The 20,382-nt window shown below is 55.1% G+C and carries 23 protein-coding genes, 1 pseudogene and 1 other annotated feature; of the genes and pseudogenes, 22 read left to right on the plus strand and 2 right to left on the minus strand.

Annotated elements, in window-relative coordinates; all coding sequences use genetic code 11:
- Positions 1–204: 204 nt before the first annotated feature.
- The 18 genes and pseudogenes from IKE44_RS13700 to pheA form a co-directional block, all read left to right on the plus strand.
- Positions 205–510: pseudogene (locus IKE44_RS13700) on the plus strand (pilus assembly protein PilE); the annotation flags it as partial.
- Positions 511–626: 116 nt separating this feature from the next.
- On the plus strand, positions 627–1,742 hold the full coding sequence (locus tag IKE44_RS00730) for a stage II sporulation protein D (RefSeq protein ID WP_129447331.1): 1,116 nt from the start codon (positions 627–629) through the stop codon (positions 1,740–1,742).
- Between the two features lie 437 nt (positions 1,743–2,179).
- The gene (locus tag IKE44_RS00735) at positions 2,180–2,755 is read left to right on the plus strand and encodes a Maf family protein (protein WP_287464715.1); all 576 of its coding nucleotides are present in this window, start codon (positions 2,180–2,182) and stop codon (positions 2,753–2,755) included.
- A 135-nt stretch (positions 2,756–2,890) separates the two neighbouring features.
- A complete protein-coding gene (gene radC, locus IKE44_RS00740; RefSeq protein ID WP_013144611.1) occupies positions 2,891–3,571 on the plus strand; it encodes a RadC family protein in 681 nt (226 codons plus the stop codon).
- A gap of 157 nt (positions 3,572–3,728) precedes the next feature.
- Positions 3,729–4,751, plus strand: coding sequence for a rod shape-determining protein (locus IKE44_RS00745; RefSeq protein WP_011232093.1), 1,023 nt, complete (start codon positions 3,729–3,731; stop codon positions 4,749–4,751).
- A gap of 19 nt (positions 4,752–4,770) precedes the next feature.
- Positions 4,771–5,637, plus strand: coding sequence for a rod shape-determining protein MreC (gene mreC, locus IKE44_RS00750; protein ID WP_049624756.1), 867 nt, complete (start codon positions 4,771–4,773; stop codon positions 5,635–5,637).
- Positions 5,634–6,152 (plus strand): rod shape-determining protein MreD, encoded by a 519-nt coding sequence (gene mreD / locus IKE44_RS00755; RefSeq protein ID WP_049624755.1) that lies wholly within the window; start codon positions 5,634–5,636, stop codon positions 6,150–6,152. Before mreC ends, mreD begins: the two co-directional genes overlap by 4 nt.
- A 40-nt stretch (positions 6,153–6,192) precedes the next feature.
- On the plus strand, positions 6,193–6,885 hold the full coding sequence (gene minC / locus IKE44_RS00760) for a septum site-determining protein MinC (RefSeq protein WP_033010588.1): 693 nt from the start codon (positions 6,193–6,195) through the stop codon (positions 6,883–6,885).
- Positions 6,886–6,887: 2 nt separating this feature from the next.
- Positions 6,888–7,691, plus strand: a complete 804-nt coding sequence (gene minD, locus IKE44_RS00765; protein ID WP_287464717.1) for a septum site-determining protein MinD — start codon at positions 6,888–6,890, stop codon at positions 7,689–7,691.
- Positions 7,692–7,954: 263 nt separating this feature from the next.
- Complete coding sequence (locus IKE44_RS00770; RefSeq protein WP_049624754.1) at positions 7,955–8,722, plus strand: M23 family metallopeptidase; 768 nt, start codon at positions 7,955–7,957, stop codon at positions 8,720–8,722.
- Positions 8,715–9,575, plus strand: a complete 861-nt coding sequence (locus tag IKE44_RS00775; RefSeq protein WP_287464719.1) for a M50 family metallopeptidase — start codon at positions 8,715–8,717, stop codon at positions 9,573–9,575. Before IKE44_RS00770 ends, IKE44_RS00775 begins: the two co-directional genes overlap by 8 nt.
- A 145-nt stretch (positions 9,576–9,720) precedes the next feature.
- Positions 9,721–9,800 (plus strand) — a sequence feature (ribosomal protein L21 leader region).
- Positions 9,801–9,815: 15 nt separating this feature from the next.
- Positions 9,816–10,124, plus strand: coding sequence for a 50S ribosomal protein L21 (gene rplU / locus IKE44_RS00780; RefSeq protein WP_033010949.1), 309 nt, complete (start codon positions 9,816–9,818; stop codon positions 10,122–10,124).
- A gap of 1 nt (position 10,125) precedes the next feature.
- Positions 10,126–10,458 carry a ribosomal-processing cysteine protease Prp gene (locus IKE44_RS00785; protein ID WP_033010951.1) on the plus strand — a complete coding sequence of 111 codons (333 nt, stop codon included), beginning with the start codon at positions 10,126–10,128 and terminating at the stop codon, positions 10,456–10,458.
- Positions 10,459–10,473: 15 nt separating this feature from the next.
- Positions 10,474–10,764 carry a 50S ribosomal protein L27 gene (rpmA, locus tag IKE44_RS00790; RefSeq protein WP_008881065.1) on the plus strand — a complete coding sequence of 97 codons (291 nt, stop codon included), beginning with the start codon at positions 10,474–10,476 and terminating at the stop codon, positions 10,762–10,764.
- A gap of 177 nt (positions 10,765–10,941) precedes the next feature.
- Positions 10,942–11,502, plus strand: a complete 561-nt coding sequence (locus IKE44_RS00795) for a sporulation initiation phosphotransferase B (RefSeq protein ID WP_033010953.1) — start codon at positions 10,942–10,944, stop codon at positions 11,500–11,502.
- A 94-nt stretch (positions 11,503–11,596) separates the two neighbouring features.
- Complete coding sequence (gene obgE / locus IKE44_RS00800; protein ID WP_033014266.1) at positions 11,597–12,898, plus strand: GTPase ObgE; 1,302 nt, start codon at positions 11,597–11,599, stop codon at positions 12,896–12,898.
- Between the two features lie 18 nt (positions 12,899–12,916).
- Entirely contained in the window at positions 12,917–13,360 is a 444-nt protein-coding gene (locus IKE44_RS00805) for an ACT domain-containing protein (RefSeq protein WP_033010955.1), read from the plus strand.
- Between the two features lie 21 nt (positions 13,361–13,381).
- The gene (pheA, locus tag IKE44_RS00810; RefSeq protein ID WP_033010956.1) at positions 13,382–14,230 is read left to right on the plus strand and encodes a prephenate dehydratase; all 849 of its coding nucleotides are present in this window, start codon (positions 13,382–13,384) and stop codon (positions 14,228–14,230) included.
- 68 nt (positions 14,231–14,298) lie between these two features.
- On the opposite strand, the gene IKE44_RS00815 is transcribed toward pheA, so the two are convergent.
- Together IKE44_RS00815 and IKE44_RS00820 are read right to left on the minus strand one after the other, a co-directional pair.
- Positions 14,299–14,838, minus strand: coding sequence for a transcription repressor NadR (locus IKE44_RS00815; protein WP_055357872.1), 540 nt, complete (start codon positions 14,836–14,838; stop codon positions 14,299–14,301).
- Positions 14,835–15,980 (minus strand): IscS subfamily cysteine desulfurase, encoded by a 1,146-nt coding sequence (locus tag IKE44_RS00820; protein ID WP_287464734.1) that lies wholly within the window; start codon positions 15,978–15,980, stop codon positions 14,835–14,837. The genes IKE44_RS00815 and IKE44_RS00820 overlap by 4 nt, the downstream gene beginning before the upstream one ends.
- A 104-nt stretch (positions 15,981–16,084) precedes the next feature.
- Between IKE44_RS00820 and nadB the strand changes: the two genes are divergently transcribed.
- From nadB to safA, 4 genes are all read left to right on the plus strand, one after another.
- A complete protein-coding gene (gene nadB / locus IKE44_RS00825; RefSeq protein WP_055357871.1) occupies positions 16,085–17,635 on the plus strand; it encodes an L-aspartate oxidase in 1,551 nt (516 codons plus the stop codon).
- Positions 17,636–17,663: 28 nt separating this feature from the next.
- Entirely contained in the window at positions 17,664–18,494 is an 831-nt protein-coding gene (gene nadC, locus IKE44_RS00830; protein ID WP_049624750.1) for a carboxylating nicotinate-nucleotide diphosphorylase, read from the plus strand.
- A 15-nt stretch (positions 18,495–18,509) separates the two neighbouring features.
- Positions 18,510–19,613 carry a quinolinate synthase NadA gene (gene nadA, locus IKE44_RS00835; protein ID WP_193442574.1) on the plus strand — a complete coding sequence of 368 codons (1,104 nt, stop codon included), beginning with the start codon at positions 18,510–18,512 and terminating at the stop codon, positions 19,611–19,613.
- A gap of 158 nt (positions 19,614–19,771) precedes the next feature.
- Positions 19,772–20,382: SafA/ExsA family spore coat assembly protein (gene safA, locus IKE44_RS00840; protein WP_287464733.1), on the plus strand; the 611-nt coding region annotated here is incomplete at its 3' end.

Raw genomic sequence — 20,382 nt, forward strand, 5'->3', positions numbered from 1 at the left:
ACGGATCTACGCTCGATGTTTTACGGTTACAACGTTTCCTGTAACCAACTCCATACATCGAGTAGCCGTTATTGGAGTGCCTTTATTAAACGGTTTTCTCCACGCCTTTATTATATCATACACAAAAGAAAAGGGGAACGCGCATTCCTCTCCCACTTACTCCCTTTGGTCGTTGAAGTGGGAGTCTCCTGCGCGAAATAGGATGAAGCGGCGCGGCTGTATGTCGGCGCGGAAAAAGTGGAGTTTTTGCCAGCCCGTTCTTCTGCCATATTGTTGTATGGCGAATTGGTGGGCAACGGTTTGTTGGATCCAATCGAAGATCCGTTTACCGGAAATGTATTGCCGCCGGAAACGAATCCATCGTACGTGCTTGCCACGAAGCGGGAAGACGGCGGGATCGATTATGCCGTTTGCTTAAAAGGCGAGACAAAGCAGCTTTGCACCTATGAGGGGCGCGAGCAGCCGATTCCTGTCGAAGCGCTGGGGACCGAGGCGATTCGCAACCGTTGATGTCGGAAAATGAAGAACAGAAGCGGGGACAAGACGACAAATGTCTTGTTCTTTTTTTTTCCGTTTGTGGTAAGATAGGCGAAAGAAATCGAAGCAGGAAGAAGGACGGTGGCCAAATGGACAAGCAGCGCATGCGCATTATGGTGAATATCAACGGCAAGCCCCGCCCATTTACCGTGGAGCGTTCGTCGGAAGGACGGCCGTCCGAGGAGTCGGGTGGATATCCGGTGGACAGCCATCTAGGGAAAGGACAGCGAGCCAAAAACGAGGCGGATGACAGCCGCCAAGTGAGCGCGTTTCAAGAAGGCGGGCCATCCGCAGGCAAGCCATCAACAGGCCTGTGGGTTGTGGAGGATGGGCAAGTTCGAGAAGATGTTGAAACGACGGGTTGGGAAGAGGCGGCCGCCCTTGAGGCGGATGAACGGGTCATTTCCGTTTCCGAGGCGATGCAACAAAAGAAAAGCGCCAGACGTCGGACATGGCGGCTGCCGGCTCAAGCCAAGTCGCTGCTCGCCGCCGCGTTGGTCGCTGCGTTGGTCGGCATGGCGTTTGGCATGACGGTGCTGCGCATCATTCCGAAGGAAAAATTGGCTTCGTCGCCGGCATCTGAAGCGATGACGGAATTGACAAAGCCTGAAACAGCGGCGGGCGAAGAAGGAAGAGAAAGCGTCGTACGAGCGCCGTTTTCCATTGCGGTCATTCAAGCTGGCGTCTATTCGAATGCGGCGGCGGCCAAGCAGGCGTCCGAATCGATCAAAACAGCAGGCGTGCCGGTCGTCGTCGCGGGGCAAAAACCGGCAGCGCTCTATATCGCCGTCGGCGCGGATAAGGAAACGTTGCGGACGGTCAACGACCAATACCGCCAAAGGGTGCCAAGCACGTATGTCAAAGAGCTGTCGTTTGCCGCCGAAGCGGCGGCGCGCCGGTCGGAGGCCATCCAAAAAGGGGAGGTTTTGTATGAAAACATGGCAGCGGTCTCCGCGGCTTTGCTTGGCGGCAGGAAAGCAGGAGAAGATGACTGGCAGGCGCTCCAAAAGGCGTATGACGCGTTAGAAAAAAGCAACGCTTCAAGCGACAAAACAGTCGGGCGGTATGTTGAAGCGCTGAAGCAGGCGTATGTCGCCCTTGCCGCATACAAAGAGCAACGGGATGAAGCGCTGTTGGCCAAAGCCCAGCAACAGCTGCTCGAGGCGCTCGCCGCTTATATCAAATTGGTGCCGCTAGGGAGCTAGGAGCCCCGTTTTTTTTTGCCTATTGCATATAAGTTGCAATAAAGAATTTCCGATTTTTTCGTTTCTACATTTATCTCCATACAAGTCGACTATGATATAACGTGGCGAGTGACCGGCTGGATGTAAAACAAATTATTATAGATAGATGGCAACGAAAACGTTTCACATATCCTTGACGGAAAAGCCGTTTGTCCATTTTTCGACTGTCGAAGGCAAGCCTGTGGCTTGGACGACCGAACAACCTCCCGCTTCACAGACCCATACATGAATCTGAAAGCGGCGTTGTTCGGCCGCCCCACAGTCGCTCAAATGACTTGGAAAAGCTGCAACGGTTCATGCTTCAAATGGCATCTATACAGAAAATTGCCTTTCACCGCAAAATTTGCTACGATACAAATGAATCTTCCGAGCCGAAACGAGCGAAAGGAGAATGAACGATGCCTCCACGGTTCGTGCTTGCTTCCCGCTCCCCACGCCGCAGGCAGATCCTCGAGCTGGCCGGTTGGCCGTTTGACGTTCAAGAAAGTCAAGCCGATGAGACGATCGCCCCCGGAACGCCCCCTGATGAAGCTGTCCAACTGCTTGCCCGCCGGAAAGTTGAGGCGGTGGCGCCGTCTGTCCCTGATGCGTACGTTCTTGGCGCTGATACAATCGTGGTGTGCGATGGCCGCTTGTTAGGGAAGCCGCGCACGGAAGAAGAAGCATTCGCCATGTTGCGGCTCTTGTCCGGGCGAACGCATGACGTATGGACCGCCGTCGCCATCGCACTCCCTCATGGATCAATCACATCGTTTGCGGAAAAAACAGCCGTCACGTTTTGGGAGCTGGGAGACGAGGAAATCGCCGCCTATATTGCGACCGGGGAGCCGATGGACAAGGCGGGGGCGTATGGCATCCAAGGCCGCGCCGCCCTGTTTGTCAAACGGATCGAAGGCGACTATTTGACGGTCGTCGGCCTGCCGCTGTCGCGGACGGTGAGGGAATTGCGCCGGCTCGGGTGGCCGCCGGCATAGATGAAAGCACAGGCGGCCGCCGTCTGGCGCTTTTTGGCAAAAGAACGCCCCCGCAAACGGATTCTGCTGTCGTACCGAGGGGCGGTTCAAGCCTCTCCATCTTTCGATGAAGCAAAACAAAAAAGGGGGAGTATGATGGCGTGGATGATCCGCGATGTGCCGAAAGACAGCCGGCCGCGTGAACGGCTGCTGTCATCAGGGCCAGAAAGTTTATCCGACCATGAACTGATCGCCATTTTGTTGCGCACGGGCACGAAGGAGGAGTCGGTCGTGCAGCTCGCCCAGCGTCTCCTTCGCCATTTTGAGGGGCTGAGGTCGCTCAAAGACGCAACGGTCGAAGAAATGACGAACATCAAAGGGATCGGGCCGACGAAAGCCGTGCAAATTTTGGCGGCGCTCGAGCTCGGCCGACGCATCCACCAGTCCGGCTGCGCCGACCGCTATGTGATTCGTTGCCCGGAAGACGGAGCGAAATACGTCATGGAAGATATGCGCTTTTTATCGCAAGAACATTTTGTCGCCATTTATTTAAATACGAAAAATCAAGTCATCTACCGCAAAACGGTGTTCATCGGCAGTTTAAACGCCTCGATTGTCCATCCGCGCGAAGTGTTTAAAGAGGCGATCAAACGTTCCGCCGCCTCAGTCATTTGTGTGCATAACCACCCTTCTGGCGATCCGACTCCAAGCCGCGAAGACATCGATGTGACGAAACGGCTCGCGGAATGCGGCCGCATCATCGGCATCGAGCTCTTGGATCACCTCATCATCGGCGATCAAAAATTCATCAGTTTGAAAGAAAAAGGCTATGTCTGACGGTTCTCATTTTTTGTCGAATCAGTTATAATATCAACTATGGGTTTTTCCGAATCCGTTCGGGCGGTGTTGTACAATTTATAAATGACTTGACATCTGATCCATGTTGTCAATAGAAAATCATATGCATTTCGTTTCGGAAAGGAAGATCGATCATATGTTTGGAATTGGGACGAAAGATCTCGGGATTGATTTAGGAACAGCGAATACGCTCGTTTATGTGAAGGGAAAAGGGATCGTTTTGCGCGAGCCGTCGGTTGTCGCCATTCAGCGCGACACGAAGCAAATCGTCGCCGTCGGCAATGAAGCGAAAAACATGATCGGGCGCACGCCGGGCAACATCGTGGCGCTTCGTCCGATGAAAGACGGCGTCATCGCCGATTATGAAACGACGGCGACGATGATGAAATATTTCATTCGCAAGGCCGTCAAAACGAAAGGGTTGTTTGCCAGCAAGCCGTATGTGATGGTATGCGTGCCGTACGGCATCACAGCCGTGGAGGAGCGCGCGGTCATCGATGCGACTCGCCAGGCTGGAGCACGCGATGCCTATACGATTGAAGAACCATTTGCGGCCGCGATCGGCGCCAATTTGCCGGTGTGGGAGCCGACCGGGAGCATGGTCGTCGACATCGGCGGCGGTACGACTGAAGTGGCCGTGATTTCGCTCGGCGGCATCGTGACGAGCCAGTCGATTCGCATCGCCGGCGATGAAATGGATGAGGCGATCATTCAATACATCCGAAAAACGTACAATTTGATGATCGGAGAACGGACGGCGGAGGCGATTAAAGTCGAGATCGGCTCAGCCGGAAATCCGGAAGGAATCGGAAACATGGAAATTCGCGGCCGCGACTTGCTCACTGGGCTGCCAAAAACGATCGAAATCAGCGCCGAAGAAGTGGCTGAGGCGCTGCACGATACGGTCTATGCGATCGTCGAGTCGGTGAAAAACACGCTCGAAAAAACACCGCCGGAGCTGGCGGCTGACATTATGGACCGCGGCATCGTGCTGACAGGCGGCGGCGCTTTGTTGCGCAACTTGGACAAGGTCATCAGCAAAGAGACGGACATGCCGGTCATCGTCGCGGAAAATCCGCTTGATTGCGTGGCCATTGGCACCGGGAAAGCGCTCGACCACATCGACTTGTTTAAAAACAAGGCGAGAGACCATCGCTGACGGTAAGAAGGTGTGACGCATGCCACAGCTTTTTGGGAATAAGCGTCTCATTTTTTTGCTCGTCAGCATCGTCATCCTTGTCATGTTGATCGGCTTTTCCCTGCGCAGCCGCGAAGAATTGACGTGGCCGGAGCAGTTTGTAAAAGATACGGTCGGTTTTGTTCAGCTTCTGTTTGGGAAGCCCGCCCAGCAAGTCGCGGGCTTCTTTGAAAATGTGAGCGATCTTCGCCGTACATATAAGGAAAACGAACTGCTGAAGGCAAGACTTGAGGAATATGCGGCGCTTGAGACCGAGGTCGAGGCGCTGCGGCAAGAAAACGAACGGCTGCGCGCGTTGCTCGATAAAAAAGAGAGCTTGCGTGATTTTGTTTCGATTCAGGCGACGGTGATCGGGCGGAACCCGGATCGTTGGCGGGAAACGATCATCATCAACAAAGGCGAGCAACACGGCGTGAAAAAAGATATGGCCGTCATCACCCCAGCGGGGCTTGTCGGCAAGGTGCAGCACGCTTCCCAATTTACGTCCACTGTGCAGCTGTTAAGCGCGCTTGACCAAAACAACCGCATTTCCGCGTATGTCCAAGGAAACGAAAATGTATTCGGCTTAATTGAAGGGTATGACAGCAAACGACGCGAACTGATCCTTGGCGAAATTCCAATTGACGCCAAAGTGAAGGAGAAGCAAAAAGTATTGACTTCCGGCCTCGGCGGCGTGTTTCCAAAGGGATTGCCGATCGGTGAAGTGACGGAAGTCAAACCGGATCAGTACGGGCTGACGCAAGTCATCTATGTCAAGCCGTTTGCCAACTTGTACGATGTGGACGACGTTATGATTGTGAAACGGACGATCGATGCAACACTGCAAGAAGAGGAGGAGGCAAAGTGAATAAGTGGCGTCTCCCTTTCCTTGCGGTGTTATGTTTTGTCAGTGAAAGCATTTTGGTTGATGTATGGCCGAAAGGCGATGTATACATCCGGTATTTTTTTGTTCCCCGCTTTTTTCTCATTTTTTTGGTGCTGATGGCTGTGCACTTCGGCGGAACGCGGGCGATGGGATACGGGGTTGTTTTCGGGTTTCTGTATGATTGCGTCTATACGGAGCTGCTCGGCGTTTACGCGTTTGCCTATGCGCTCATCGCCTATGGAGCGGGCAAAGTGATGAGATGGTTTCACCAGAACTGGCTCGTTCTTTTTTTGTTGTCGTTGTTGGCTGTCGCGGTGCTTGACAGTTATGTGTACGGCATCCAGCTGTTGATCGGACGGACGGATTGGCCGTTTGCCGTCTTTTGGGGGCGCCGCTTATGGCCAACGCTGCTGTTAAACGCCGTGTTTTTGCTCGTCTTTTTGCACCCGCTTGAACGGTGGATGGCAAAAATTCGCCGGTCGGAGCAGGAAGAATAAAAGAGGAAAAACGGCCCGTTTTGTAGAATTATTCGTTGGGGTGAACGTTGTGGCAAAGCAAAAGCAGCAGTACGTGACGATTAAAGGGACGAAAGACGGGCTGACGCTGCAGTTGGATGACCGCTGTTCGTACGAGGACTTGTTGAAAGAAATCGAAGAGCGGCTCATCAAACGCGCCGGCGTTGCGCCAAACAGTCCGCTCGTCTCCGTGCATCTCAAAGTCGGGAACCGTTACTTGACGCCCGAACAAGAAGAGGAGCTGCGCGCGCTCATCCGCCGTTCCAAAAACTTGGTCGTCGATTCAATCGAAAGCAATGTCATATCGAAAGCGGAAGCGCTCGAATGGGTGCAAAAAATGAAAATTTCGGCTGTCCCGCGCATCGTCCGTTCCGGGCAAGTGCTTCATGTCGAAGGGGATTTGCTGCTGATCGGCGACGTCAACCCTGGCGGAACAGTCATCGCCGGGGGGAACATTTTCATCCTCGGTGCTTTGCGCGGCATTGCTCATGCTGGGTATAGTGGAAACAAAGAAGCTGTCATCGCCGCGTCGGTGATGAAGCCGATGCAGCTGCGCATCGGCGATGTGATGAACCGCGCTCCCGACTACAAAACGGACGAAGGAAATGAAATGGAATGCGCTTATGTTGATGAACATAACCAGATTGTTGTCGACCGCTTGCAGCTGCTCATGCATTTGCGGCCGAATTTGACGCGCTTAGAAAGGAGAATGTGACCGTGGGAGAAGCGATCGTCATCACTTCCGGGAAAGGCGGCGTCGGCAAAACGACGACGACCGCGAACCTTGGGACGGCCCTTGCCATTTTGGGGAAGCGGGTGTGCCTGGTCGATACGGACATCGGGCTGCGCAACCTTGATGTTGTGCTGGGGCTTGAAAACCGCATTATTTACGACTTAGTCGATGTCGTCGAAGGGCGCTGCACCGTGCAAAAGGCGCTTGTCAAAGATAAGCGGTTCGAGAACCATTTGTATTTGCTGCCGGCTGCGCAAACGAGCGATAAATCGGCGGTCAATCCGGGGCAGATGAAAGAGCTGATCGAGCAGCTGAAGCAAGAATACGACTATGTGCTCATCGACTGTCCAGCTGGCATTGAGCAAGGATACCGCAACGCCGTCGCCGGCGCGGATGAGGCGATCGTCGTCACGACGCCGGAAGTGTCGGCCGTCCGCGACGCCGACCGCATCATCGGCTTGCGTGAAGCGGAAGAGCACGTCAAGTCGCCGCGCTTGATCATCAACCGCATTCGCAGCCATATGATGAAAAACGGAGATATGCTCGATGTCGATGAAATCGTCATGCATTTGTCGATCGAGCTGCTCGGCATTATTGTCGACGATGAAAACGTGATCAAAGCGTCGAACCGAGGCGAACCGATCGTGCTCGACCCTAACAGCAAGGCGTCGATCGCTTACCGCAACATCGCCCGCCGCATCCTCGGCGAATCGGTGCCGCTGCCGCCGCTTGAGGAAGAGGAGAAGGGGCTGTTTTCAAAGATTCGGAAAATATTTAGTTTGAAATAATAGAGTTGGCGCAAGAAGGCCGTTGAATGGGCCTTCTTTTTTTATTCATAATTGTTGTGCTGTTTGGAATTCCTGATCTGTAACAACGGAAGCAGATGGTATCGATCGGTTGCGGCGCTCAGCCGAAACGTTGGTGTGAAACCGTTTGAGGGATTTGTTCGCGGACGTGTTCGGCGAGGCGCGGCGAAAAACGCTCGTTCATATTCCATGAGGTTGTCTCATAAATTAGTACAAACGTTGTTGGAAAGGTGGAGGGGGGACGTATGGATCGACGCGTCCGTGAGATGAAAAAACGCATTGAAAAACGAAGAAGGGAACGTCAATATAAGGGGCAGGATCCAAAAGAATCTAGATGGAGCGCCGCTGATGAGGAGCGGTACGGGCTGCCGGTCGTTACGTACGACCGCTATTCGTTTGAATCGGGGCCGCACCCGCTGTTCCGCAAAGAGTGGTTTCTTTTTCAAACGCTCATCGCCGCTTGCCTTGTGCTCGTCACCGCCATTTTGTTCAAACATCCGTCCGCTTCGCTCGAGCCGGCCCGGCAGTTTGTCGCTCGGACGATGGAGACGGAATTTCAGTTCGCCGCTGTCTCGGCTTGGTATGAACAAACGTTTGGCGAGCCGCTCGCTTTTTTTGCCCCGAAAAAGGAAGAAAAGGTGAAAACGGCTTCATCCTATGCAGTGCCGGCTTCTGGACGGATTCTCGAAAGTTTTGAAAAAAACGGGGAGGGTGTGACGATCGAAACTGAGAATGGAGCCAAAGTGGAAGCGATGAAAGAAGGGATCGTCACCTTTGCCGGCATGAAAGAGAATCTCGGGAAAACAGTCGTCATTCAGCATGCCGACGGCAGCGAGACGTGGTATGGCCATTTAGGGACGATATCGGTGAAACTATACGATTTTGTCGAAATGGGAAAAGAGATCGGCACCGTCCAAGCGAGCGAAACGGATAACCAAAAAGGGCTGTTTTATTTTGCCATTAAGCAGGGAGATAAATTTATTGACCCCATCCAGGTGATCTCCTTTGAATAAGTATATCGGGCTGCTTGGCAAACTGCATGTTCATCCGTTGTTATGGCTGATCGGCGGCATGGCGGTGCTGACCGCCCATTTTAAGCAGCTTTGTTTGCTGTTTTTTATCGTCCTTGTTCATGAGCTCGGCCATGCGGCGGCCGCGGCGTTTTTTTCGTGGCGGGTGAAACGGATTTTGCTGCTGCCGTTTGGCGGGGTAGCGGAAGTGGAAGAGCATGGAAACCGGCCGTTTCGCGAGGAGTGGATCGTGACGCTCGTCGGGCCGGCGCAGCATCTTTGGCTCGGGGCCGCAGCGTGTTTTTTCTGGAAGGCCGGTTGGATGGATGACGGGAGCTGGGAATTGTTTTTTCACTATAACGTTGCTGTCTTCGGGCTGAACCTGCTGCCGGTTTGGCCGCTTGATGGCGGCAAACTGTTGTTTTTGCTGCTTTCGTATCGCCGCCCGTTCAGTGAGGCGCACCGGAATATGGTTGCCATCTCAGCGGCGATGCTCGTTGCCGGCGTGATCCTTTTGCTCGTCGCGGTGCCGCGCCAGTTGGAGTTGTGGGTGATCGCCGCTTTTTTGGCGCATGCCGTCTGGCAGGAGTGGAAGCAGCATCCGTATATCGTGATGCGCTTTTTGCTTGAACGGTATTACGGAAAAAAAGGCGACTATACAAGGCTGCAGACAATCACCGTCTCCGCCGAGGAGCGCATCTCGGCCGTGCTGCACCGCTTTTACCGTGGACAAAAGCATGCGATCGAGGTCACTGGCGGGAGCGGCGAGCGGATGACGCTCGATGAAAATGAGCTGCTGCATGCGTTTTTTGCGGAAAAGCGGACCGACGCGCCACTAGGTGCACTCATTTATTAAAGCGGCGACCGCCGCTTTTTTGTTGGCTTTTGTGGGGAAAATAGTGGTTGACGATAGGCTGTTTCTATGTTATTATAAATGACGTTGTAGACTTTTTGTCCCTTTCGGAAAGGACAAAAGAGGGCGGCTGTCGCAAAAAGACGCACCCGTACTACAACCGCTCAGCGCGGGTTGTGAAGCGTTCCATTCGGAACCGCCTTGACGCTGGCGAGTCTGAGTATTATGAAGGAGGTGCGATGCATGTACGCAATTATCGAAACTGGTGGCAAACAATTGAAAGTGGAAGAAGGCCAAGAAATTTACATTGAAAAATTGGATGCCAATGAAGGCGATACGGTCACGTTTGACAAAGTGTTGTTCATCGGCGGGGAAACGGTGAAAATCGGAAACCCGACGGTCGAAGGCGCAACCGTGACGGCGAAAGTGCAAAAACATGGCCGGCAAAAGAAAATCATCGTCTTCAAATATAAAGCGAAAAAGAACTATCGCCGCAAACAAGGCCACCGTCAGCCGTACACCAAAGTCGTGATCGAAAAAATCAACGCATAAGATGATTCGCGTCACGATTGAACGGGAGGCGGACGGCTGCATTCGCGCGTTTACGATGGAAGGGCATGCCCATTTTGCGAAACGCGGAGAGGACATTGTATGCGCCGGTGCTTCGGCGGTTTCGTTCGGCACGATCAACGCCATTGAGGAGCTCACCGGCGTCCGCCCGAATGTGTCGCTCGGCCAAGACGGCGGCTATCTTCGCTGTGAGCTTCCGGAGCTGGAAGAAGCAGCGACGGCAGAAAAAGTGCAGCTTTTGCTCAAAGCGATGGTCGTCTCGCTGAAGACGATCGAACGCGATTACGGAAAATTCATCCGTGTAACATGGAAGTAGCAGGAGGTGACTGCCATGCTGAGACTCGATTTGCAATTTTTCGCTTCGAAAAAAGGGGTCGGTTCGACGAAAAACGGCCGCGACTCGATCGCGAAACGCCTTGGCGCGAAACGCGCTGACGGCCAATTCGTCACGGGCGGCTCGATTTTGTACCGCCAACGCGGAACGAAAGTCCATCCGGGCTTGAACGTCGGCCGTGGCGGCGATGACACGCTGTACGCCAAAATCGACGGCATCGTCCGTTTTGAACGGCTCGGCCGCGACCGCAAACGCGTGAGCGTCTATCCGGTCAGTCAAGAAGCGTAATATTGTTTCGAAAAACTCTAACCGTGGCGGTTAGAGTTTTTCTTTTTCCCCTCGAAAAACCGCTCCCGTTCGCTGTCAGAAAATGCTATAGTAAAAGTAAACTGTCCTCTCTAAAAAGGGAGAAGGAAACAACAGGCGGCGCGGGAAGCTGCGCTGCATTGAATAGGGGAGCGTTGCATGGAAAAGCGATGGACTGTCGTCGAAGTGATGCGCCATGCCCGCCATGACTGGCTGAACAAAATCCAGCTCATTAAAGGCCATTTGGCGCTCAATAAAGTGGAGCGGGTGCAAGAAATCATCAACGGCATTATCGGCGAAGCGCAGCAGGAAACGCGGTTAACGAACTTAAAGGCCGAACGGTTTGCTGAGCTGATGATGACGTACAACTGGGAGCCGCACCCGATTTTTCTTGAGTATGAAATTGTCGGCGGCGAGGCTGATTTGTCGCCGTATGACGAACAATTGAGCGAATGGTGCCGCCGGTTTTTTCGTCTGCTTGAGGCGCAGGCCGATGAGCAGGCGGAAAACCATTTATGCGTGACGATTGAGATTGCGGATGGGCGGGTGGGGCTCTTTTTTGACGGCCGCGGCGCATGGCGGGATGGTGATGCCATTCGCGCCTGCCTCGAGCGCTGTGAGCCATCAGCACCGCTTCGGCTCGTGTCGTTTGCTGTCGGGGCGGACGAATTGACGGTGGAGCTCGAGCTGCCGCTCGGCTCCGGGTCGCCTTATTGGTAAGCACATATTGACAGCATTGAATTGGCTCTGTATACAATAATAAATATTAGCTACACTCATTTTGTCATGATGGAAGCGAATCGGAGGAACAGCCATGTTTGTCGATCAAGTGAAAATTTATGTAAAAGGCGGGGACGGCGGCAACGGCATGGTCGCGTTCCGCCGGGAAAAATACGTCCCGAAAGGCGGTCCGGCCGGCGGGGACGGCGGCAAGGGCGGCGACGTCGTCTTCGTCGTGGACGAAGGGCTGCGAACGCTAATGGATTTTCGCTACCAGCGCCATTTTAAAGCGCCGCGTGGCGAAAACGGCATGTCGAAAAACCAGCATGGGAAAAATGCGGAAGACCTGCTCGTCAAAGTGCCGCCTGGGACGGTCGTTATCGATGCCGATACAAATGAGGTGCTCGCCGATTTGACGGAAGCCGGACAGCGGTTTGTCGTCGCCAGAGGCGGGCGCGGCGGGCGCGGCAACACCCGGTTCGCGACTGCGGCCAATCCGGCGCCGGAAATCGCCGAAAACGGCGAACCGGGCGAAGAGCGAAACGTCATTTTGGAATTGAAGCTGCTTGCCGATGTCGGGCTTGTTGGCTTCCCAAGCGTCGGCAAATCGACGTTGCTGTCGGTTGTTTCCGCCGCGCGGCCGAAAATCGCGGAATATCATTTTACAACGCTTGTGCCCAACCTAGGTGTTGTCGAAACAGAAGACGGCCGCAGCTTTGTCATGGCCGACTTGCCGGGGCTGATTGAAGGCGCCCATCAAGGGGTGGGGCTTGGGCATCAGTTTTTGCGCCATATTGAACGGACACGCGTCATCGTCCATGTCATCGACATGGCGGCGGTGGAAGGACGCGACCCGTATGACGATTACGTCGTCATCAACGAGGAGCTGAAGCAATACAACTTGCGTTTGACGGAACGGCCGCAAATTGTCGCCGCCAATAAAATGGACATGCCAGGTGCCGAAGAAAACTTGCGCCGCTTCAAAGAGAAAGTCGGTGAGGCGGTGCCGGTCTTTCCAATTTCAGCCGCGACAAGGCAAGGGGTGCGCGAGCTTTTGTTTGCCATTGCGGATTTATTGGAAACAACGCCGGAGTTCCCGCTCCATGAACCGGAAGAGCCGGCTGTGCAGCGTGTCGTCTATAAGTATGAGAAAGAGAAGCCGCCGTTTACGATCACCCGCGGCAGCGACGGAGCGTTTATTCTATCTGGCGATAAAATCGAAAAGCTGTTGAAAATGACCGATTTTTCGCGTGAAGAATCGGTGCGCCGCTTCGCCCGCCAGCTGCGGGCCATGGGGGTGGACGATGCGCTGCGCGAGCGCGGGGCGCAAGACGGCGACACCGTCCGGCTGCTCGATTACGAGTTTGAGTTTGTCGACGACTGGGATGAACGGTAAAAAGCGGGGGAAGGTGCGGTGGAGAAAAAATTTTACTTGGTGCGCGAAGATGTCCTGCCGGAAGCGATGAAAAAAGTCGTGCTGGCTAAGCAGCTGCTTGAGCGGAAAAAAGCCGCCTCGGTCGCCGAGGCGGCGCAACTTGCGAACATCAGCCGCGGCGTCTTTTACAAATACCGCGACGCCATTTTTCCGTTTCAGGCGGTGACGAAAGAAAATATCGTGACGTTGTTTTTCCATTTGGAAGACCGCTCGGGCACGCTGTCACAGCTGCTTGGCGTCGTGGCGGCGGCCGGCTGCAACGTGTTGACGATTCACCAGACGATCCCGCTGCAAGGGCGGGCGAACGTGACGCTTTCCGTCAGTACGAACGATATGCATGAAGACATCGATGACCTGTTGGGGAAGTTGAGAAGGCTTGAATTTGTCGAAAAAGTGGAAATTGTCGGTTCAGGAGTGTATTAAAGCAAGGGAGAGGCAAGCGAAATGAAAATCGGCTATTTAGGACCGAAGGCGACGTTTACCGAAGCGGCGGTCGCGGCGCTGTTTCCGTCGGAGCCGCGCGAGCCGTACAATACGATTCCCGACTGCATCGACGCCGCCGCCGCTGGGGAAATTAAGGCGGCCGTTGTGCCGCTTGAGAATGCATTGGAAGGGTCGGTCAACTTAACGCTCGATTATTTGATTCATGAACAGCCGCTGCCGATCATCGGCGAAATTGTCGTCCCAATCGAGCAGCATTTGCTTGTGCACCCGTATCATGCCCCACACTGGCGCGAAGTGAAAGAGGTGTACTCGCACGCACACGCCATCGCCCAATGCCGCAAATTTTTACATACGGTGCTCAAAGGCGCCAGTCAAGTGCCGATGACATCGACGAGCGCTGCCGCCAAATTTGTGAGCGAACACCCCCACTTGCCGGCGGCCGCGATCGCCAACCGGCTCGCTGCCAACGAATATGGGCTGGTGATCGTCCAAGAGAATATTCACGACTATGACTACAACCATACGCGCTTCATCGTTGTCAGCCGGCGGAATGAGCCGCTTTCGCCCAACTCGCCGCTTTATGCCGGCGACAAAACGACTGTCGTTGTGATGTTGCCGCAAGACCATCCTGGCGCGCTCCATCAGGTGCTGTCGGCGTTTGCCTGGCGGCGGCTCAACTTGACGAAAATTGAGTCGCGTCCGGCGAAAACAGGTCTCGGAAACTACTTTTTCATCATTGATATCGACGCGCCGCTCGACGAGGTGCTCATTCCGGGAGCGATCGCCGAAATCGAAGCGCTCGGCTGCACGGTGCAGCTGTTGGGCAGTTATCCATATTATTTTGCCTAAAACAGGTGAAAAACGCGAACGGTGTGTTCCTGTCCGCGTTTTTTTCTTTACGTGCATGCGGTTTCCGTTTAGGCTTCAATTAAAAAGCCGGCTTGTTTCAAAGCGTGGCAGGCGGCATCCAGTTTCAGCGGTGAGTCGGCCTCAAGCGTATGCAAATGCGTCCCATCCGTCAACTGAAGCAAATACGACGATTTCGTCGCTTCGATTTTGGTGATAAACTGGTCCACTTCCAGGCGGTTGCTGACCATGATCGACGCGGTCAAGTCGCCGTAGACCGGATGTTCGATTTTGACGTCTTTCACCGTCACGCCGCAGTCCACGAGCAAATACAGCTCTTCTTTCGTCCGCTCGGGTGTATGGAAGCAGGCGACCGTTCGCGTATACGTTTTGGCCGGCTCAGCCGGCTTTAAATACAGATATCCTTGGCTTGTCGCGATAATCGGTTCGTTGCGCGCCTTTAACAGCGAAATGTCTTGGACGATCACCTGGCGGCTGACGTTCGTTTTCGCCGCCAACTCGGCGCCGGTAAGCGGTGTGTCGCTTTCTTTCAGCCACTGCAAAATGAGCTGGCGCCTTGCTTCCCCTAAAATTTTCTTTTCCTCCTTCATCCTGTCCATCCCCCCTTTTGCGGCAAGATCATCTGTTCGAGCGTGGATACGAGTTCGTCAATGTCAGATTGTGTCGTCGCCATGCCGAAGGAGATGCGGACGAACTGCTTCGCTTCTTCCGGCGTTTTTCCGACGGCGAGCATCGTCCGCGACGGCGCCTGCTGTCCAACCTGGCAGGCGCTGCCGGTGGAAATGGCGATGCCGGCGCGGTTGCATTCGAGCATCACCAGCTGCCCGTCCAACCCGTTAACGGTCAAACCGACAATGTGGGCGAGCCGGTAGTCGGGATGGCCTTCGACCGTGATCGGCAGCTGTTTGACGGTGATGGCGTCAAGCAGCCGGCGGCGCAGCCGTTCGAAGTGCGCTTGCTCGCTTTCCATCCGATCGTACAGCTGCTTTGCGGCTGTGATGAAGGCGGCGATGCCCGGCACGTTGACCGTTCCCGGGCGAAAGCCGGATTCATGCGTCGCTCCCCGAAACACCGGACTCCAATGGCGGCGCGGATCGATATACACCGCTCCGACGCCTTTCGGCCCGTACACTTTATGGGCGGACACCGAGATGCTGTCAATCGCCATGGCTTTGACGTCTAGCTGTATTTTAGCAAAAGTTTGGACGCAATCGCTATGGAAAAGGACGCCGCGCGCCCGCAGCAGGCGGCCGATGTCGGCAAGCGGCTGGGTGGTGCCGATTTCCGAGTTGGCGTGCTGGATGGAAGCGAGAATCGTCTGCGGCGTGATCGCCCGCTCCAAATCTTCGAGACGGATGCGTCCAAAACGGTCGACCGGCAAGTAAGTGACACGGTACCCCTCTGTTTCCAACTGTTTGAACAGATGATGGAGAGAGGCGTGCTCGATTTCCGTCGTAATCAAATGATTTCCGTTCTGCCGGCGGGCGGCGACGAGCGAACGGACCGCGAGCACGTTCGCTTCCGTGCCGCCGCTTGTGAAATACACCCCTTCCGCTTCCCCGTTGATCATGGCGGCCAACTCGCGCCGGCATAAGGTGAGCAGTTGTTTTGCTTTCGTTCCGATGTCATGCAGGCTGCTTTCGTTGTCAAAATAAACAGCTGCTGCTTCGGCGTAGGCCGCAATGGCTTCTTGGCACATCGGTGTAGTCGCTGCATAGTCCAAATAAATCATCGTTTCCCGCCTCACTTCATTTTTTTCAGCCAACCTCTTGCCATTAGTTTAAATATGTGTAAATATAGATGTCAAGACAGGAGGAAAGAAAGGAGCGTCCAAACATGGGAGAAGGCGGCGTTGTGATTGTCGGCAGCGGACTGGCGGCGTTAACGGTCGCTTACTATTTGCCGCGGCATGAAAATGTGATGATCTTCACAAAGAAAGGCCGATCGGACAGCAACTCATGGCGGGCGCAAGGCGGGGTGGCGGCGGCGTTGGCGGAAGGAGATGGTTGGCGCAGCCATTTTCACGATACAATGACCGCCGGTTGTCTCCATAACGATGAACGAATGGTTGAGCTCATCGTCCGCGAGGGGCCGGAGCGGCTGCAGGAATGGATGAACGCCGGCATGGCGTTTGATCTCGACGAATCAGGCCGGATTTCTGTCGGTCTTGAGGGCGGGCACAGCTTCCGCCGCATTTTGCATGCCGGCGGCGACCAAACCGGAAAGGCGCTCGTTTCGTTTTTGCTTCAGCAGCTGAATGACCGTGTGCCGATCGTCGAGGGGGAACAAGTGATTGACTTGTTGATCGAAGACGGCCGTTGCGTCGGGGTGAAAACGAAGCGGGAAGACGGCCGTGTTTCGGTCTGGCGTGCGTCCGCTGTCGTATTGGCGTCCGGCGGCTGCGCGGGGTTGTACACGTTTACTTCGAATGCGCCAACGGCAACAGGCGACGGCATTGCCATGGCGTATCGCGCCGGTGCGGCGGTGGCGGATATGGAGTTCATCCAGTTTCATCCGACGATGTTGGCCGCCATGGGAAAAGCGGTCGGGCTTGTATCGGAGGCGGTGCGCGGCGAGGGAGCGGTGTTAGAGACGGAAGACGGGCGGCGCGTGATGGACGGCGTCCATCCGCTTGGCGATTTGGCGCCGCGCGATATCGTCGCGCGCGCCATCGCTGCCGAGATTGACCGCGGCGGCTGCGTCTATTTGAATATTTCCGCTGTCCCCCATTTTCGCCGCCGCTTTCCCACGATTGCCGCGCTGTGCGAAGCGCATGGGATCGATTGGGAAGCCGGCCGGCTTCCGGTCGTGCCGGGCGCCCACTTTGTCATGGGCGGCATCGTCGTCAATGAGTGGGGGCAGACGACCGTACCCGGTTTATACGCTGTCGGGGAAGCGGCATGCACCGGCGTGCACGGCGCCAATCGGCTTGCCAGCAATTCCTTGCTTGAAGCCATTGTATTTGGCGCCCGCGCTGCCTGTTCGATCAGCCGCCGGGACGACTGGCCGGCGAAAGGAGGGTGCGCCCGAAGGTCCAATTGCCCATTCGGCCCGACGCTGCCGGAGCGGGCGTTGATTCGCGAACAGCTGTCTACACGTGTCGGCATCGTGCGTGATGGCAGCCGGCTTCGTGAGGCGGTTGATTGGCTGGAACAATTTTCTCTGCCGTATTGGCTTGAAGGTGATGTCGAGACGTTGGCGGCCGAGGACATCGAAACAGGGTATATGCTGCTTGCCGGGTGGCTGATCGCCTCTTCGGCGCTTCGCCGCACAGAAAGCCGCGGCGGCCATTACCGGAGCGATTTTCCGCATCCGCATCCGAGCTGGCAAGGGCGGCGCCTCGTGCGGACGAAAGAAGAATGGGCCTGTTTGCCGGCTGGACGGTGAATGAGCCAAGTAAACAGGGGGATGGGATATGAACGAGGTAAAGCTTGAGCAATTGCTGCGGCAGTTTTTTCTTGAAGATATCGGCGATGGCGATATCACATGTGAAACGGTTTTTCCCGCTGATGAGCGGGCGGCGGGCGTGTTTGCCGCGAAAGCGGACGGGGTCATAGCAGGCGTCGGCATCATTGCAGCCGGATATCGGCTGCTTGATCCGCGCGTCGAAGTATCGATTATGAAACGGGACGGCGAGCGGGTCGCAGCCGGCGAAGCGATCGCCGCTGCATCCGGCCCGGTCAGAGCGCTGTTGTCCGGCGAGCGCGTCATTTTGAATTTGCTTCAGCGCCTAAGCGGCATCGCCACCGTGACGCGCCAAGCCGTCGATTTGCTCGGTGACAGTCATACGCGCATTTGCGACACAAGGAAAACAACTCCCGGGCTGCGCATGCTTGAAAAGTATGCCGTCACGTGCGGGGGCGGCTACAACCATCGCTTTGGCTTGTATGATGGCGTCATGATCAAAGACAACCATATCGCCTTTTGCGGATCGATCGCCGACGCGGTCAAAGCGGTGCGGGAGCGGCTCGGCCATATGGTGAAAATCGAGGTGGAAACGGAAACGGAAGCGGAAGTGCTCGAGGCGGTCGAAGCGGGGGCAGACGTTATTATGTTTGACAACCGGACGCCGGATGAAGTGCGTTCGTTTGTCCGGCTCGTGCCAAAGCCGATCATCACCGAAGCGTCCGGGGGAATTACGCTCGCCAACGTAGCAGCGTACGGCGCGACCGGCGTCGACTACATTTCGCTCGGATGTTTAACCCATTCCGCTCGAGCGCTTGACATTAGTTTTGATTTACAATGACGGGGGGAGAAAATAATGAACGTACTGGAGCAGCTAAAACGGCTCGATGACATGCCAGAGCGCTATAGAACGATGGAAAAAAGCGAGCTCGAGGCCCGCGCTCGGTCGATAAAAGAGCGGCTCGGCCGCCGCTTGTTTATCCCTGGGCATCACTACCAAAAAGATGAAGTCATCCAGTTTGCCGATGCGACCGGCGATTCGCTTCAACTGGCCCAACTGGCGGCAAAAAACGATGAAGCGGAGTATATCGTATTTTGCGGCGTCCACTTTATGGCGGAAACGGCCGACATTTTGACGAGAGAGGAACAAGTGGTCATTTTGCCCGATATGCGCGCTGGCTGTTCGATGGCCGATATGGCTGATCTTTTCCAAGTCGAGCGGGCGTGGGCAGCGCTCACGGATTTATTTGGCGAAACGATCATCCCGCTTGTGTATGTCAACTCGACGGCGGCGATTAAAGCGTTTGTCGGCCGCCAAGGCGGGGCGACGGTGACGTCGTCCAACGCGAAAAACATGGTCAAATGGGCGTTTTCGCAAAAAGAGCGGGTTTTCTTTTTGCCGGATCAACATTTAGGGAGAAACACCGCCTATGCGCTCGGCGTCAGTCTCGATGAGATGGCGGTCTGGGATCCGCGTGAAGAGTCGCTGCAATGCAGCGGGCCGGTTGACAATGTCAAAGTCATCCTTTGGAAAGGGCATTGCTCGGTGCATGAAAACTTCACCGTCCGGCAAATCGAACAAATTCGGAGGACGAAACCGGAAATGAACATTATCGTTCACCCGGAATGCAGCTGGGAAGTCGTCCAGCAGGCGGATTACGCCGGATCGACGAAATATATTATCGAAATGATCCGCAACGCCCCGCCCGGCAGTCAATGGGCCATCGGGACGGAAATGAACTTGGTCAACCGGTTAAAGAACGAACATCCGGATAAGGAGATTATTTCTTTAAATCCGTACATGTGTCCGTGTTTGACGATGAATCGGATTGATTTGCCGCATTTCGTTTGGGCGCTTGAATCACTGGAACAAGGTGTGGTCGTCAACCGCATCACCGTTCCGAACGAAGTGGCCTGTCAGGCGAAAGCGGCGCTTGACCGCATGCTTGCTCTTGCCTAGTTCCCCAACCCGGCGTGACGGAATCGCTTCCGTCCGGCCGGGGATTTTTTTATCATAAATGGGCGCTCATCGTCATACATTGTGTTGAAAGACGATATCGGGAAACAAGCATCGGTCGGATAGAGTGCAAACAGTATCGGTGTAGGAGGGGGAGCGGAGTGAAAATCCATATTGTTCAGAAGGGAGATACTCTTTGGAAAATAGCCCAAAAATATGGGGTTGATTTTGAACAATTGAAAAAAATAAATGGGCATGTAAGCGACCCGGATATGATTATGCCCGGAATGAAAATCAAAGTGCCGACGGCGGGAGTGCCGGTCAAAAAAGAAACAAAATGGCAGGCGCCGCCGAAAAAAGCGAAAATAGAAGAGCACCCATACGCGGAAGCCAAGCCGTTCGTTTCGATCGACATTGATACAGAGTTCGGCGCCGTTGCTCCAGAAGGCAAAACGCCGGCGAATGACGCACCGGCCAACGAAGCGCCGAAAGCGGCGGGGAAGGAAGCATCGAAGGCACCGGCCAACGAAGAGCCGAAAACGGCGGTGAAGGAAGCCCCGAAGGCGCCGGTCAGCGAAGCGCCGAAAGCGGCGGGGAAGGAAGCACCGAAGGCGCCGGTGAGCGAAGCGCCGAAAGCGGCAGTGAAGGAAGCACCGAAGGCGCCGGTCAGCGAAGCGCCGAAAGCGGCGGTGAAGGAAGCACCGAAGGCGCCGGTGAGCGAAGCGCCGAAAGCGGCGGTGAAGGAAGCACCGAATGAGCCGGTCAGCGAAAC

Origin of the sequence: Geobacillus sp. (genome assembly GCF_017515625.1) — a bacterium.
Lineage (GTDB): Bacteria > Bacillota > Bacilli > Bacillales > Anoxybacillaceae > Geobacillus > Geobacillus stearothermophilus.